Annotated in this window: 20 protein-coding genes; 10 read left to right on the forward strand and 10 right to left on the reverse strand. The window is 40.0% G+C overall.

Annotated elements, in window-relative coordinates; translation table 11 throughout:
• Positions 1-445: 445 nt before the first annotated feature.
• Genes B9A58_RS07220 through B9A58_RS07230 form a run of 3 tightly spaced genes read right to left on the reverse strand, consistent with a single transcriptional unit; the run spans position 446 to position 1,935 of the window.
• A complete protein-coding gene (locus B9A58_RS07220) occupies positions 446-877 on the reverse strand; it encodes a DoxX family protein (RefSeq protein ID WP_084371782.1) in 432 nt (143 codons plus the stop codon).
• A gap of 23 nt (positions 878-900) precedes the next feature.
• Entirely contained in the window at positions 901-1,434 is a 534-nt protein-coding gene (locus B9A58_RS07225) for an NADPH-dependent FMN reductase (protein WP_084371783.1), read from the reverse strand.
• A 51-nt stretch (positions 1,435-1,485) separates the two neighbouring features.
• Positions 1,486-1,935, reverse strand: coding sequence for a MarR family winged helix-turn-helix transcriptional regulator (locus B9A58_RS07230; protein WP_084371784.1), 450 nt, complete (start codon positions 1,933-1,935; stop codon positions 1,486-1,488).
• Between the two features lie 137 nt (positions 1,936-2,072).
• On the opposite strand from B9A58_RS07230, the gene B9A58_RS07235 reads away from it, so the two are divergent.
• Both B9A58_RS07235 and B9A58_RS20350 read left to right on the forward strand, forming a co-directional pair.
• On the forward strand, positions 2,073-2,822 hold the full coding sequence (locus B9A58_RS07235) for a TerC family protein (RefSeq protein ID WP_084371785.1): 750 nt from the start codon (positions 2,073-2,075) through the stop codon (positions 2,820-2,822).
• Positions 2,823-2,934: 112 nt separating this feature from the next.
• The gene (locus B9A58_RS20350; protein WP_176214710.1) at positions 2,935-3,072 is read left to right on the forward strand and encodes a hypothetical protein; all 138 of its coding nucleotides are present in this window, start codon (positions 2,935-2,937) and stop codon (positions 3,070-3,072) included.
• Here the strand turns inward: B9A58_RS20350 and B9A58_RS07245 are convergent.
• Entirely contained in the window at positions 3,069-3,770 is a 702-nt protein-coding gene (locus B9A58_RS07245) for a hypothetical protein (RefSeq protein ID WP_084371787.1), read from the reverse strand. The genes B9A58_RS20350 and B9A58_RS07245 overlap by 4 nt on opposite strands.
• On the reverse strand, positions 3,767-4,300 hold the full coding sequence (locus B9A58_RS07250) for an OmpA family protein (protein WP_084371788.1): 534 nt from the start codon (positions 4,298-4,300) through the stop codon (positions 3,767-3,769). Before B9A58_RS07250 ends, B9A58_RS07245 begins: the two co-directional genes overlap by 4 nt.
• 189 nt (positions 4,301-4,489) lie before the next feature.
• Between B9A58_RS07250 and B9A58_RS07255 the strand changes: the two genes are divergently transcribed.
• From B9A58_RS07255 to B9A58_RS07265, 3 genes are all read left to right on the forward strand, one after another.
• Positions 4,490-5,320 (forward strand): LytR/AlgR family response regulator transcription factor, encoded by an 831-nt coding sequence (locus B9A58_RS07255; protein ID WP_084371789.1) that lies wholly within the window; start codon positions 4,490-4,492, stop codon positions 5,318-5,320.
• Positions 5,321-5,403: 83 nt separating this feature from the next.
• Positions 5,404-5,970: a hypothetical protein gene (locus B9A58_RS07260; protein ID WP_084371790.1), complete on the forward strand. Its 567-nt coding sequence runs from the start codon at positions 5,404-5,406 to the stop codon at positions 5,968-5,970.
• 247 nt (positions 5,971-6,217) lie between these two features.
• Complete coding sequence (locus B9A58_RS07265; RefSeq protein ID WP_139793785.1) at positions 6,218-7,171, forward strand: ATP-binding protein; 954 nt, start codon at positions 6,218-6,220, stop codon at positions 7,169-7,171.
• Here the strand turns inward: B9A58_RS07265 and B9A58_RS07270 are convergent.
• On the reverse strand, positions 7,168-7,731 hold the full coding sequence (locus B9A58_RS07270) for a DUF3109 family protein (protein ID WP_084371792.1): 564 nt from the start codon (positions 7,729-7,731) through the stop codon (positions 7,168-7,170). The genes B9A58_RS07265 and B9A58_RS07270 overlap by 4 nt on opposite strands.
• A 105-nt stretch (positions 7,732-7,836) precedes the next feature.
• Between B9A58_RS07270 and B9A58_RS07275 the strand changes: the two genes are divergently transcribed.
• Both B9A58_RS07275 and hutF read left to right on the forward strand, forming a co-directional pair.
• Positions 7,837-8,640 (forward strand): N-formylglutamate amidohydrolase, encoded by an 804-nt coding sequence (locus B9A58_RS07275; protein ID WP_084371793.1) that lies wholly within the window; start codon positions 7,837-7,839, stop codon positions 8,638-8,640.
• Positions 8,637-10,016, forward strand: coding sequence for a formimidoylglutamate deiminase (hutF, locus tag B9A58_RS07280; protein WP_084371794.1), 1,380 nt, complete (start codon positions 8,637-8,639; stop codon positions 10,014-10,016). The genes B9A58_RS07275 and hutF overlap by 4 nt, the downstream gene beginning before the upstream one ends.
• On the opposite strand, the gene B9A58_RS07285 is transcribed toward hutF, so the two are convergent.
• The gene (locus B9A58_RS07285) at positions 10,013-10,420 is read right to left on the reverse strand and encodes a response regulator (RefSeq protein ID WP_084371795.1); all 408 of its coding nucleotides are present in this window, start codon (positions 10,418-10,420) and stop codon (positions 10,013-10,015) included. The genes hutF and B9A58_RS07285 overlap by 4 nt on opposite strands.
• A 160-nt stretch (positions 10,421-10,580) precedes the next feature.
• Here B9A58_RS07285 and B9A58_RS07290 point away from each other — a divergent pair, with 160 nt between their 5' ends.
• From B9A58_RS07290 to B9A58_RS07300, 3 genes are all read left to right on the forward strand, one after another.
• Entirely contained in the window at positions 10,581-11,096 is a 516-nt protein-coding gene (locus tag B9A58_RS07290) for a DUF2911 domain-containing protein (protein ID WP_084371796.1), read from the forward strand.
• A gap of 137 nt (positions 11,097-11,233) precedes the next feature.
• The gene (locus B9A58_RS07295; protein ID WP_084371797.1) at positions 11,234-11,674 is read left to right on the forward strand and encodes a DUF6428 family protein; all 441 of its coding nucleotides are present in this window, start codon (positions 11,234-11,236) and stop codon (positions 11,672-11,674) included.
• Between the two features lie 40 nt (positions 11,675-11,714).
• Complete coding sequence (locus B9A58_RS07300) at positions 11,715-12,188, forward strand: GNAT family N-acetyltransferase (protein WP_245827010.1); 474 nt, start codon at positions 11,715-11,717, stop codon at positions 12,186-12,188.
• Here B9A58_RS07300 and B9A58_RS07305 read toward each other — a convergent pair.
• The 3 genes from B9A58_RS07305 to B9A58_RS07315 form a co-directional block, all read right to left on the reverse strand.
• Entirely contained in the window at positions 12,185-13,441 is a 1,257-nt protein-coding gene (locus tag B9A58_RS07305) for a replication-associated recombination protein A (RefSeq protein WP_084371798.1), read from the reverse strand. The two genes, B9A58_RS07300 and B9A58_RS07305, sit on opposite strands and share 4 nt — an antisense overlap.
• Positions 13,442-13,499: 58 nt before the next feature.
• Positions 13,500-14,243 carry a hypothetical protein gene (locus tag B9A58_RS07310; protein ID WP_139793786.1) on the reverse strand — a complete coding sequence of 248 codons (744 nt, stop codon included), beginning with the start codon at positions 14,241-14,243 and terminating at the stop codon, positions 13,500-13,502.
• Between the two features lie 153 nt (positions 14,244-14,396).
• Positions 14,397-15,002, reverse strand: coding sequence for an SGNH/GDSL hydrolase family protein (locus B9A58_RS07315; protein ID WP_084371800.1), 606 nt, complete (start codon positions 15,000-15,002; stop codon positions 14,397-14,399).
• Positions 15,003-15,021 lie beyond the last annotated feature (19 nt).

Here is a 15,021-nt window from a genome sequence, read left to right on the forward strand (position 1 = left end):
CACCTGATCATTAATAAAATACAGGATATCCGTAATTAATTTTTTACGCAAAGAGGAAACAAAATGCGCCCTGAGAATCATCAAAAAAACAAAAGTGCTCTTACTGACTCTAAACGCACATTTCAAAAAAAAGAGAGCTTGTAATTTGTAGGCGAATTACCTAGAACGTAAGCAATTCCTTCAAAATAGGCCATTCAGACCGTCTTTTTACGTTCGCTTCGACCGCTGTATTGGGAAGAAAAAATCTCATCCTTTATGCATTTTTCATCAGAACTGGCAAATCCCAATTTCTCCTGTAGCTCAATGTCATGCTCGAAGAACAGAACGTTATGGACTTAAGGAATCTAATAGCCATACAGTCGAGATACAAAAAAAGTCCCGATGAAAAACCGGGACTCAAAACCAACCTCAACTACTTGAACTAAATAGTATTTTTAAATTTATATCAATCCCAATCTCCTTGGCCTCTTGATATACTATACTTTCCTGAGCCCAAGAAAGCTATAGCCACACCACCTACAAGATAAATAGCCAACAATTCTATCGCCCATACGCCATGATCGTTGACACTGAATACATCCCCAGTATGAACCAGAAGCAACGCCACCAACATGGTGAATGACATCATGAGCCCAGCCAGCCTGGTCTTGTAACCAACTATGATCAGCAATGGCGCTACAAACTCTCCTACAATCACACCATATCCTATAAAACTCGGAATGCCCATACCGTCTAACATTCCAGCAATGTGATTTGCTCCTCCCATGAGCTTACCCCATCCATGAAAGAGCATAGTAAAAGCCAAAATGAACCTGATTAGAAATTTGCCCAGATCCTCTGAGTTGGTACCGTTTAATAATTGTGCTACTTTTTTCATTCGTATTTATTTTCAATTGATGTTTATAATGTCTTTTCAAACTGAGCAGTTGCTTCTGTCAATTTTTTCCTCTCTTCGTCATTGGTGATCACGCCTTGTTCTTGATCAAACCTATCATAAAAGGCCCCAAGGCTATAGGTAGCTGCTACCTGGCCAGCAAAGTATTTCATTTTAATATTTAGGTCTTCCAAACTACTGGCTGCTCCACGCTTACCACCAGAAGTACTCAAGAGCAATACTGGCTTACCTCCCAGGAACTTAGCCTCTACTCTTGACGCCCAGTCAATCGTGTTTTTCATAAAAGCAGTCAGACTCCCATTGTGTTCTGGTGACCCTATGATGTAAGCATCTGCCTCAGCTAGCTTGGCTACTAACTCCTGAATAGGTCTGGGAATTCCTTCCTTTTCTATATCTGCACTATATATAGGTGCATCATAGTCTCTTAGATCTAAAAACTCAACTTCTGCTTGATCTATCAAAGAAGCAGCATACTTAACCAATTGTATATTTATAGAAGTAGAACTATTGCTTCCTGCAAATGCTATGATCTTTTTCATTTTATAATTGTTTTTACGTTTGTTGTAATTACATATTTATGAGCAAAAAAATTATCCCCTCATTTTGTCGAGAAGATGGCTCAGCTGCTCTGATTCCTCATGAGACAGTGCATTATTTTTTTGATTCAGCTCTTCCAATTTGGGATCCAAGTCAGACAACATGTTTAATCCAGCATCAGATATTTTTAAATTGATCATTCGTCGGTTATCTGGATTAACATCTCTGGTAACTAGTCCCATTGTTACCAACTTGTCCAAAAGCCTAGTCAAATCTCCACGTTTATTAATTAGTACTTCTTTGATCTCTCCTGGGCAAATAGTGAGTGGATATCTTCCTCTCAAAATCCTGAGGATATTGAAATGCTGCTCATTAATTCCTTTTGGTTTCAGCAATCCTTCTGATCTATCCCTCAGCCAATTCCCAGTATACAGAATATTGACAATGGCTTTTTCCTTGGGATTTTTAAATGACGACTGCTTAATTTCTTCTTCGAATTTCATACCTAGGTGATTAACGGAGTTACGTTATTTGTAGTTACAAATATTAATCACTTTTTTCTTTTATTAAAATTTTCTTCCCCATTCGTGAATATTTAGATGAGATGATTAATATTGAATTCTATTCAACCCCTACTACTATGGATGCATTACTCAACGCTGAATCCCTTATTGCCCTATTGACTCTTACGTTTTTAGAAATAGTCTTAGGCGTAGACAACATCATATTTATTTCTATTGTCTCCAATAAACTACCTCAAGAGCAGCAGGCAAAAGCACGAAACATTGGCTTGATGTGTGCTTTAGTCTTTCGAATAGGCCTATTATTTGGTATCACCTGGATCATTAGTTTTTCCGAACCTCTTTTTTCAGTTTTTGGTCATGCCTTTAGTGGAAGAGATTTGATTTTGGCTGGTGGCGGCTTATTCTTGATTGCAAAAAGCACCGTGGAGATCAATCATAAAATGGAAGTGATGGAACACCACGAATCAACCACTAAGACTACTGCCACCATTGGAAGTACTATTCTTCAAATCATTATGCTAGATATCATTTTCTCCTTTGATTCCATATTGACAGCTGTAGGATTGACGAGTCAATTGACTATCATGATCATAGCCGTGATCATAGCTATGTTTATTATGATGTCTTTCGCTGGGAGAATCAGTTCGTTTATTTCAAAACATCCCTCACTAGAAGTGCTAGCCCTTTCTTTTTTGATTTTGATTGGGTTTATGCTGACTGTAGAAGCCATGGGCCATCATGTGCCTAAAGGTTATATCTATTTTGCGGTATTCTTTTCTCTAATTGTAGAAGTGCTCAACATCAATATCAGAAAAGGAAAACAAAAGGTCCAACTCAATAAAAAAAGCAAAACAAAGATCGAGTAAGGTCTATCAGATTACCAATTGCGTGCATTCCCGTCCGTATATGCACAATGTAGCAAATGGGATTTTCATTCGGTCAAAGCTGGCTTATCAAATCCAGTGGATGCGATTAAAGATGAGTGACCAAATACATTACCTTGAAGGTGGAGTAGTGAAGTTTACCAAAGAAAAGTCAACTTGTGAAGCATTCAAAAATGAAAGCTATGAGCAGTTGGAAAGTAAAAATAAGGATACTTTAAAACCTCTGATCTAATCCAGCTGATGCCCCTTGGCCGCCCAACTTCTTACTTTAGTTCTAAATAAATCATCTGCTTCAGGCGTCCAATTATAATTTTCTCTGATATAGTGCATGGTATCCTTTTCCACTTGGGTGTAAGTATGTCCGTCAGAAATGGTTGCGAAAATCTTCTCTGCATCTGCTTTCGAAATTCGGCCGTCTCCTACACCAGCAATGGCATCATCTGCTTCTACGAGCGTAGCTGCCTTGTACCTTTTACCATCAATCTGTTTGTAGTAAGAAATATTATGAGTTTGGAAATGGCCTGAAATTTCCTCCAATTCCCTCTCCTTCTCCCCTAGCTGCTCATCCTTGATTTCCAAGTCGTGTTTCAGGGTTTTAACAGTCGCTCTTAGCTCCTTGGTCTTTTTCTTTTGCTCTCGTATTTCCTTTCCCAAACTCTTCAACTCTGCCTCTAACTCGTCTGATTTTCCGTTCTCGCTTGAGGTTTCAACGGGTTCGCTCAACTTTGGCTTTATCTCTGACTTTTGGTTCTTTAATTTTTGCTCCAGCTCCCTTTCTTTTGATTTAAGACCTTCGTTCTCTCGTTCTAAAGATTCATTGTTCCTTGCTATTAAGCCCGATTTGGACTTCCAATATTGATGTGTGAAAAAAATTCCTATAGCTAGCGCACCAAGTAGCATGCCCGCTATTTCTAAAATTGCCTGAGTCATTGGTCTGTTGATTTTATGGTGATGGATACTTTCCTATCTTTTTGGCGTTGCTCTTCTGTTCCTGGTGTTGCCTCACTTTCCCCTTTCGAACTTATTTCAAATTTCGAATTGCCTATATTTCTATCTTCCAAAAAAGTCTGAATTGCCTCTGCCCGTCTTAATCCAAGGTTCTGATTATAGACCTGTCTTCCTAAATCACAGGTATATCCGACAATAGAGATATCAACCTCCCTACCTTCAATTGCTGACTTAATTCTAGTCGTAACCTGTTCTACATAGGCAGGATCAAGAAGAGTGGTGGAGTTTTTATCAAAATAAATCCTATCCTCCACAAGGCTAATGGGCGGAAGTGTAGGTACCTCCACAACTGGTTCGGCCACTGGTGGCGTAGGGACTTCTGTCTTGATAGGGGTTTCCACTTCTGTTGTTGATTCTAGGCAGAGCCCTTTGATTTGGCAGACATAGTACCATGAGCTGAAAGTTGACCATAGTAAGAAAACAATAGCTCCCAGAGTTAGGTTGATATTCATAGTGACCTAAATATAATATTAAATTTCCTATTATATTTCTTTTAACCTATGAAGCATGCATTATCTCGAACTTCACTTGGCTCAAAACCAACGGAACTCTAGATTGTAGTACCTTAAAAGCACAAAGTATTCGATTTGAAAAAAAAGAAGGCTCATCACAAACTATTTGAATTCATACGCTTCATTAATATGAAGTACAAGTTTTTTTTGTTTTCCAGCCTATTGATGGTTGGCATTCTGATCTTGTTTGAGTCTTTCCAGCAGTATTATTATATCCTACAGTTTGACCTCGTACCATCAGGCCAGTTTTCAATACTTGAACTCACCATTGGCCATGCTTATCGCTGGGCGGTGTGGATGCTTACTTCCTTACTATATTTTGGAATTGTGATTTACACAGGTCAGTCGGATCGAATTTTCAATCTGACCAAGGTTTGGCCAGCCGTTAAGCACCTTGCTATCCTCATAGCTATTAATGTGATTCTCATTTCCATACTTCATTTAGTCTTTGCGAATCGATCACTGAATCTTGAAAATATCTGGGATAATTGCGTGTTTTTCTTTTTTCAAAAAGCACCCATCTATACGCTTTCTTATGGCGCCATGCTGGGATTGTTCCAGATGGTGAACACCAACCAAAATTTGGCCATTGAGATCCTGAATTTACAAAACCAAGTCAGAACAGAAAGCCCGCAAGCCCTTTCCATCAAAATTGGGAATAAAAATAAAATTATTCCCTTGGTCGATATTGTCTGGATAGAAGCCTACGACTATTGCGTTAAAATTCATACAACCAATCAACACACCTATGCCATGAGAAACTCACTCAAGGCTCTGGAGAAAAGATTGCAAGACCTCCAATTCTTACGTGTGCATCGCAGAGCGATTGTAAACATGGAGAAAGTCTCTGAAGTCACCTATAACTCCACTTCATTTCTTACCCTAGTGGATCAAACCAAAATTGACATTGCACAAAGCAGAATAGCTGACATCAAGTCCTATTTGCAATCAGCCAATTAGTTTACTGCAAAACTCCCCGCGCTCCCTGCATAGTACTAGGGGAAATCATTGTTACAGGGGATATTACCTCAAAAAATAATACTATGAAAACTCAAATAACTTGTGTGCTTTTCGCACTTATTAGCTGCTCATGTTTCGGACAATACGACTATGCTCCTAGCAAGAAATATCCGTTTGGCAGACCCAATCCAGATGCCCCAAAACAAATTATGGATTATGAGGCCATGATGGGTACTTGTCAATGTAAGTCCTTCAGAAAAGGTACAGATGGTGAATGGGGAGCACCTGTAGACATGACTTGGACTTTTCAATACATTATGAATGGCATGGGGGTGCAAGACTACACACTCAAACAAGATGGTGCCCACTCTGGAAGCATTCGCCAATATGATGCGGACAGCGCCAGATGGAATGTCCACTATTACAGCTCTCCTGCGCCTGGTGCCGCTCCTCTGTCCCACTGGACTGGCAATCTAGAAGAGGATAAAATAGTGCTCTATAGGCCACAGCAATCTCCTCAGGGATATGATGGATTTTCACGTCTTACTTTTTACAATTTCAGTGAAAAAGGGTACAGTTGGATAGGCGAATGGATAGACGTTGGAAATACTGTGGTTTTTCCTTTTTGGAAAATCGAATGTAAAAGGTGAAAAAAATAAGCTGAAAGAGTGATTGATTCTAATGGAATCAATTACTCCTCAGCCCATCATACTACAGGTGAAATTAAGCAGGTTGAACCAAGATCTCGTGCTTTTCAGATGGGCTCGCACATTTTGGTTCGCTTCATTATAATTAATTTTTCCCAACTGAATACATAGCAAAATAATTAATTGATGAATCGATTGCAAATAACGTTTTTACTTATGAATTCATAACACCTCCCTAAAGGCATAAACCGTGTTTTTTAGTATATTGGGTGAGGCCAAATATTTCCTGTTTGATATGGCAGCATTTAAGCCAGATTTTAATAATAAACACATCGCGCAATTAGGCTATGCCATGCTCTTTGGCATCAGTTCATATCTACTGGGCTTTGTACAATTCAAGGTTCCAGGCCTATCTGGTGTGGCTACGGATTTTAGAGAAATACCACTTCTGATTAGTCTTTTTTACCTCAAAAACCCTCTGTACCTCATTGTAGAATGTGTGTTTACCACAATGAACACGGCGCCAAATGGTTCGTATTTGGCGAATTTCCTCATGCACTTCATATCACTAATTGTTGGCTATTATTACTACAGCATTGTTTACAGAAAAAATTACAATTACTACATTCAGGGGCTTCTATGGGTAATATTAACATTGATCTATTATGGTGTTTTTTTAGCTCCCGCCATTATCATTGTCAACATGGTGAGTGGGATCAGTCAAGAGCCCTCCTTTTGGGTCAATTATCTAGATGTCATGTTTACCGCCAGATTTGAGATGGTTAGCTCTTCATTTGTGACAAGTATTTTTCTAATCCAATTTCAGATCAGAAGATCACTCGAAAAGCATAAGAAAAATTTGGAATCTGACGTAAAAGAAAGAACTGCCGAACTCGCACATGCCAATGCAGAATTAAAAACTATGAATGACAATTTGGATCAGCTGGTAAAGAAAAGAACCCAAAAAGTGCATGAACAATATGATCAAATGCTCAAATACGCTAATCTCAATTCGCATGAGGTTCGAGCTCCACTTAGTCGTATGCAAGGGCTCATGTCCATTATCATAGAAGAACCGGATATGCAGAGCAAAATGGAATTGATAGAAAAACTTAAAATTTCATCTGAAGAACTAGACGCCATCGTTATTCAAATGAATCAAATTCTTGAGTCAGAATTGATCAAGGGCAAGAAAAAAGTTTAATTCCCTTCAATTTCTTTTACCAATTCTGCGTACCACTTCTCGCCATATTTTCTTATCAAAGGCTCTTTTAGAAATTTGTAAATGGGTACTTTCAGCTCATCCCCCAAACTACAAGCTGGGTCGCAAATATCCCACTGATCATAATTCAACGCATCATAATGATCATATTTGGTAACTCTAATGGGATATAGATGACAAGAAATGGGTTTTTTCCATTTGGTCTTGCCGTCCAGATAAGCTTGCTCGATCGCGCACTTTAGGATATTCTTTTCATCGTAAATCGCAAAGGCACATTCTTCGCCACCAATTGTCGTAGTGGAATAATCACCCTCTTCGTCCAAAATGTAGCTTCCCTCTTTTTCAAGTACATCAAGTCCCTCTTTTGACATATAGGGTTTGACTGCCTCCAGCACTTCTTCTAACAAGGGCAGTTCCTCCTTTTCCAAAGGTGCGCCCAAGTCTCCTTCCACACAGCATGCGCCGTGACATTTATTGAGATCACATACAAAGTGTCTTTCTTTGATATCGTCTGAGAGTACTGCGTTGTCGAGAATGATCATAGTTTCTGATTTATGGAGCAAAGTTATAAGATCAAAAAGTATTAAGCGATAAGTAAACTGGAATTGAGAGGCATTAGAAGCACAACAAAAAAATTAAATTCGCATATGGCTTTTGAAATCATAGACCCCAACAAAAATCAAGTACCGATTTTAGTAAGCGTACCGCACTGCGGTACTGAAATTCCTGAATCGATTAGAGCTCAATACGATGAGAAAATGATCGCTTTCATTGACGATACGGACTGGTTTGTAGATCAGCTTTACGATTTTGTGAGTGAGATGGGAATTAAAATGATCAAAGCCAAATACAGCCGCTGGGTCATAGATCTAAATAGAAACGCAGAAAGCAAACCGCTCTACAATGACGGGCGAGTGATCACAGCACTTTGCCCCACTACCAACTTCAACGACAAGCATATTTATTTGAATGAGGGCCCTTCACAAGAAGAAATCAACCAAAGAATCAGCAGCTATTACTATCCATACTATGATCAGATTCGCCTAGAACTGACCAAACTACAGAAACAATTCAAACATGTACTGTTTTTTGATGCACACTCAATCAGACAATTTGTCCCAGGCATAAGAGCTGAAAAATTTCCAGACCTGATCTTAGGTGATGCTGACGAAAAAGCGGCGGATGCCAAAATCATTAATACTGCTATGGAGGTATTATCAAATACTTCTTACTCCTTCAGTCATAATCATCCATTCAAAGGGGGCAATCTTACAAGGACTTTCGGCCAGCCCGAAAAAAATGTTCATGCCTTACAACTGGAAATGGCCAAGTTGGTTTATATGGATGATAGCGAAACCAAATATGAAGAAGTTCGAGCATCTTTGATTCGTAAAGACCTGAAGCAGCTGTTCGAAACACTCATTACCACACTAAACCAAATGAACCAATGAGCAAAGTGTTCAAATTTGAAGGGCTACTGACCAATGAAGGTTGGATGTGTCCAGCCTTCGTTCAGGTAGACCACCTGGGAGTAATTGTCAACATATCCGATACTGAATTTGAAAAAGAGCGGATTGAAACAGTAAATGGCTATGCGATACCTGGGTTTCAAAATGCACACTCACACTCCTTTCAATACGCCATGTCTGGCCTGGCAGAAATCCATCCTGACCCAACTTCACAAGACGACTTTTGGAGCTGGCGAGAAACCATGTACAATATTGTACTGTCCATGAACCCAGATCAGTTTGAGCATATTGCTACCATGCTCTATGCGGAAATGCTTTCTCATGGCTACACCCACGTAGCCGAGTTCCACTATGTGCATCACGACAAGGATGGAAAACCATATAGCAATCTTGCTGAAATGGGTGAACGCTTAGTCAGTGCTGCAAAAACCGCTGGAATAGGCATCACACTTGTACCCATATTTTATCAAAAAGGTGGGTTTGGAAAAGACCCTGTAGAAAAACAACGAAGATTTATTTCCTCTACGGCTCAGGGTTATTTGAATTTATTATCAGAATCAAAGCAGGCTACAAATGCTTACACCAAGGCTAATATCGGTCTGGGCATTCACTCTTTACGTGCTGTGGATGAAGAATCTATTCGTGGTGCCTTAGCTGAGGCAAAAGAGTTGCCAGTCCATATTCACATTGCCGAACAACTCAAAGAAGTAGCTGACTGTCTTGACTTTTATAAACAAAGACCCGTAGAGTGGCTGCTGAATACATTTGACATCAACCAAAACTTTCATCTCGTGCATGCCACTCATTTGAATGAAACAGAAGTAACTGGCATGGCTCAATCAGGCGCTCACGTGGTGCTCTGTCCCTCCACAGAAGGCAATTTAGGTGATGGCATTTTCCCTTTGCAATCATTTCAAAACCAGGGTGGTAAATGGTCGATTGGTACGGATAGCCACATTGGGCTGAATCCATTGGAAGAGTTGAGAATCCTAGATTACGGTCAGCGGCTAACCACTAATCGCAGAAATCAATTCGTTTCTGTAACCAATGGGGATACAGGACTATTTGGTGTTGATATGGCTTTGAACGCGGGCAGAAAAGCCATGGGCAACTCATGTGAGAATTACTTTGAGGTAGGCCAACCATTTGATGCTGTGGTAGTTGATGCTGATACACCTTTGATCGCCACTTGCAGAGCCGAACATATACTATCCACTCTGGTTTACAGCGGAGATCGCTCAAGCTTCAAAGGAACGATTGTAAATGGTGAATGGAAAGTAAAGGACGGTCGCCACCTGCAAAAGGATCAGATAGTTACCCATTTCAAAAAATCTCTTGGAGAGTTGAAAATTCGCTAGTTCAGATAAGCGTCTATTTCTTTCAAAATATCAGATGTCAAAGGCTTGGTAAAGAGCTTTTGTACCTCTCTATATTGATCTGCCAATTCAGCATCCTGATAATATTGTGAAGACGTAAGTACAAAAAGCTTGATTTTTTCACTTTCTATAGCTGTCATCATCTTTCGATATTCACGGATAAAATCCCAACCGCTGATGGTCGGCATATTGATATCCAACAATATAACATCTGGTAAATCCTCTGGATTGTTCTTGACCAAATCCTCTAAATGAGTGAGCCCTTTGGTAGAGCTCGTCAAAGATTCTACCAACATCTCAGGGTTATAATCTTTGATCACTTTGGTACAAATCAGATTGTTTATTTCGTCATCATCAATTATTAAAACCTTAATTTGTCTCGTCATTATACTTATTAGAGGTGGTGGATAATCAGATCGTCAATTTAATTTAAAATTCTGAGAATATGGAAAGAATTAAAACAACAGCCTCCTTTCCTTTTAAAAATTTAATACGAACTTAAGCCAACTTAAATCCGTTTTCAAACCAAACAAAAATCTTGAACTTATGAAAAAGAACTTAACAATTATTGCCGCTAGTTTTTTCATGGCCTGTCTTCTAACCGGCACAAGCCTATATGCTCAGCAAAAAGCCAGCCCTCCTAAAGTATCCAAAGCTTCTGTAAATGGAAATGACATAACCATAAACTACAGCAGCCCATCCAAAAAAGGGAGAGTCATTTTTGGTGGCCTGGAACCCATGGGTAAAGTATGGAGAACTGGAGCCAACGAAGCCACAACCATTGAATTATCGAAAGATGCCAAAATTGGAAGTTTAGATATGAAAGCAGGAAAATATGCGCTATTCACAATACCCAACGAAACAGAATGGATCATCATTATCAACTCAGAACCCAAACAATGGGGCGCTTTCAAATATGACAAAAGCAAAGATGTAGGTCGATTCAATGTGCCTGTGATAAACTTGGACGAAGTGGTAGAGCGCTTCGCCATTGAGGTTAATGAAGCGGGTACAGTTTCTATCGCCTGGGATCAAACCAAAGTGGAATTCATGATTAAGTAGAAAAAATACCTCTAGAAAAGGGCTCTTATTTGATTATAAGAGCCCTTTTTTTATTTAATTTTTATTAACCGAAACATTAATCGTAATTTTACGATATATGGTTAAATCAAAATTTTAATCGTAATTTTACAATTAATATGAAAACATCAGAATTATTAAATATCCTAAGAGAAAATCCTGAATTGGGATTGGAATTCGAAATCGAAAGCGGCAAGTTCATAAAGCCCACTTTTCACATTACGGAAGTGAAAAATGCTACCATAGAATCAGTGGACTGTGGAGGAAACCCAGACAGCTACAAACAAACTATCATTCAGCTCATGGTCAATCCGCTTGAAAAAATGAGAAAACCATGGACATCAAAAAAGGCACTGGACATTTTTGATAAAGTAGAACTACTCAAACCTATGGATGCAGAGGCAGAAGTATTCTTCGAATATGGTGATCTGGAAATGAGAACGTCCAACTTCAGCGTAGAAGATGTACTTTTTGCTGATGGAAATATCCGCTTGGAGTTATTTGCCAAACCTACAGTTTGCAAACCTAGTTTGAATCCAAATGCAAAACAGTGCTGCTAATAGCACCATTGGCTCATCGAGGGTTATGACCATTATTCCCATGCTACCGAAACACTGGCCTGAGGTCGAACGCATCTATCAAGATGGTATAGACACTAATCAGGCCACTTTCGAAACCCAAACACCCAGCTGGAAAGCATGGGATGCAGGTCATTTACTCACCCCTCGATTAGTTGCCAAAGCAAATGACGATTTTATTTTAGGCTGGGCAGCTTTATCTCCCATCTCAAAACGCGAGGTCTATAGAGGAGTAGCCGAAGTGAGCATTTATATTGATGTGAAAAATCTTGGCCAGGGAATTGGTAAAAAATTACTCACATCATTAATCTCTCAATCTGAAGCTGCTGGTATTTGGATGCTTCAGGCAGTCACATTTCCTGAAAATGAAGCTAGTGTTCGTTTGCACGAAAAATTGGGCTTTAGACTGGTGGGCCAAAGAGAAAGAATTGCTCAGCAACATGGCGTTTGGCGTGACACGGTCATACTGGAAAGGCGATCAGACAAAATCAATTAATACCCATACTTATCCTTCCACTGTGCTTTGAGCTTCTTGCGCATTTCTTCTTCACGTGGGTTTCTACCTGGTTCGAATAATGTCCGTCCTTTCACTTCCTCTGGCATAAACTCAAAGTCCACAAAATTGCCAACATGGTCGTGGGCATATTTGTAGCCTTCCCCATAGCCTATCTCTTTCATGAGTTTGGTAGGTGCATTGCGAATGCCTAGTGGAATGGACAAATCACCCGTTTCGCGCACCAGATGCTGGGCTTTATTGATCGCCATGTAGGCCGCATTGCTTTTGGCCGAACAGGCCAGATACGTCACACACTGGCTGAGAATAATTCTTGACTCTGGATAGCCTATCACATTCACGGCCTGAAAAGCATTATTGGCAATCACCAAAGCAGTAGGATTCGCATTGCCAATATCTTCTGAAGCCAGTATCAGCAGTCTTCTGGCAATAAATTTCACATCCTCTCCTCCTTCTATCATTCGTGCGAGATAGTAGACAGCTGCATTCGGATCGCTCCCTCTGATGGACTTGATAAAAGCTGAAATAATGTCGTAGTGCATCTCTCCACTTTTGTCGTAGATGGCTGCTTTCTTTTGTGCAATTTCCGTGACTACTTCATTCGTAATTACTGCCTGCTTATCCAAGGAATCGACCACCAGCTCTAGTAGATTGAGGAGTTTTCGTCCATCTCCTCCAGAGAGTCTCATGAGCGCTTGATCCTCTTTGATTTCCACTTTCTTGTCTTTGAATACTTTTGGGTGATTCAGTGCTTTATTGATCAACTCAGTTAAATTTTCTTTGGCAAGTGCGTTGAGTGTATAGACCTGACATCTGGAAAGCAAAGCGGCATTGACTTCAAAGCTGGGATTTTCAGTAGTTGCTCCAATCAAAGATACTTGTCCCTTTTCTACAGCACCCAACAGGGCATCTTGCTGTCCTTTATTAAAACGATGAATCTCATCAATAAACAGAATGGCTTTTGATCCCAATCTAGATTTTTGAATGACTTCTCTGATATCTTTCACTCCAGCACTAATCGCGCTTAGTGTGAAAAACGGCATTTTAGCAGAATTGGCAATGATATTAGCGATAGTTGTTTTGCCCACACCTGGTGGTCCCCACAAGATCATAGAGGGTACAGCACCTGAGTTGATCGCGCGCTTCAGAATATTTTTCAAGTGATCTTGACCTACCAGCTCGTCCAATGTCTGAGGTCTCAATCTCTCCGCTAAGGGCATAGGGTTGTCTAGCATAAGATACGCTACGATAAAAATTATTAAACGAATGGAAAATTAATGAAAATCAGAAGGATTATTGTCCATCTTCTTCCGCCTCAGGAGTTTCCTCTAGTGTCTCCTGAGGTTCCTCAGGAATAGCTTCTTCTATAACGGTTTCTTCCGCCCCTGATTCTTGCTCTACAGTCTCAGGCTCAGCCTGCTTGTCATCTTTGTTCTTTTTGAATAAACCTCCAAGCCCCTTCTTTTTTACCTGTGTGGTATCCGATTCCTGACTTTGCTCTTCTTCTAATTTCTCAGCTGACGGGGGTGGACGGTTGTCTATGAACAACTCACCGTAATATTTATTGTAATAGACCTGCTCTTGATTGTGTGCAGCCGTTTCCTCATATCGGTATTTGTATCTTGGGCCTACTGGTTCTGGTTCTGCCTCTACTTTTGCTAGCAGTGGAGCTACTGACAAAGAATCCATCCCTAATGTATCTGTATCCACAAAATCTTCCGCTAAAAATTCTCCCTGATCTATAATCAACTCTGTAGTATCTTCTGGAACTGGTGCCAACACATTTTTCTTAGGTGCTGTCATCAGCTCATAATTCTTTCGAAACAAACTTGTTTTCTTGTTTACACCATACTTGGTTCGTCTGGATGCCAGAGCCAATTTAGGTGTGCTGTCATTCGCAAAATAGGAGTATTTAGCAAAGCGCAGGGAATCGTCCAGAATATAAGTACTCTGAAAGGCAGGGCATACCACGTTGTCTTTACAAGCGTAAAAAACAAGGCACAACACAAACAATATAGGAAAACTAGTTCTCCTCACAAATTTTATTCAATTAGGGATTAGGTGGATACAATCACTAACCCTCAAAAATGGATAATATTTCCTGATTTATACAATTAATCTCTTCAATTCTTAAAAGACAATCTGGCCTTCAAATCAAATATCAACATATAATCTTCGAATAGTTCAAGTTTACTCCTTGAGCATGGATTTCACTATGGGATAAGCTGCATCTACCCATTCTTTATACATTTTTCCTGATGGGTGTAGACCATCTTCAGCTACCAGAGCGGGCTCACTGGCGGCACGTCTACTCCCAGGTGTGATGTTTACAAAGGCCACTTCATATTGGTCGCAGATAGCCTCGGCTATCCTGTTGTACTCATCCACCTCTCTAGCAATTTTAGCAGGTTCTTTAGAAGCTGCAAATGGTGTAACCCCATAATCAGGAATAGACAAGACAAAGGTTCGCTTGGACTTGCCTTTTGCAAAAGCGATGGCTTGCTGAAGTAAAGACTCAAATTCTTTTTTGTATTGATCTATTGGATAACCGCGATATTGGTTGTTCACTCCTATCAGGAGAGAAACCAAGTCATAATCTTTGGATGGTTTTTCTTTATCAATGGCAGCTTGTAGCTCGTCAGTAGTCCAGCCTGTAGTAGCTATGATTTTGGGCATTTCTACTTTGATACCGTCACCTACTAATCGGCCTTGCAGGATATGTGGCCATCTTTCGTCTGGCGCTACGGCTTCTCCGATCGTATAGGAGTCGCCAAGTGCTAAGTATTTGTATGTCATTTTTAGGGAATTGTTTTCC

This window comes from Reichenbachiella faecimaris (genome assembly GCF_900176375.1).
In the GTDB taxonomy this organism is placed as follows: Bacteria; Bacteroidota; Bacteroidia; order Cytophagales; family Cyclobacteriaceae; genus Reichenbachiella; species Reichenbachiella faecimaris.